At 31.9% G+C, this 351-nt stretch carries 1 pseudogene; it reads right to left on the bottom strand.

The annotated features are described in order from the left end of the window. Window positions 1-45: 45 nt before the first annotated feature. Window positions 46-351, bottom strand: a pseudogene (locus FUA24_RS04025) (50S ribosomal protein L1); the annotation flags it as partial.

The raw sequence follows: 351 nt of genomic DNA, 5'->3' as shown, positions 1-351 counted from the left end.
TTGTGATTTTTCTTCTCTTGTCATAATAAAAGTTTTAACTAGTTATTAACCAATTTTAGGATCTACAGCAACACTAGGACTCATTGTTGAAGACATAAAAATACTCTTAACATAAGTTCCTTTTGCAGCAGTTGGCTTAAGTTTAATTAATGTTTGTAATAATTCATTTGCATTACCTGCAATTTTATCAGCACTAAATGATGCTTTACCAATAGCAGCATGTACAATACCTGTTTTATCAACTTTAAAGTCAATTTTACCAGCTTTAACTTCTGTAACTGCTTTAGCAACATCCATAGTTACTGTTCCTGTTTTTGGGTTAGGCATTAAACCACGAGGACCTAATACACG

Source organism: Seonamhaeicola marinus (genome assembly GCF_008085455.1).
Note: the sequence above shows the minus strand (reverse complement) of the source record. Positions and strands in the feature narration are given on the sequence as shown.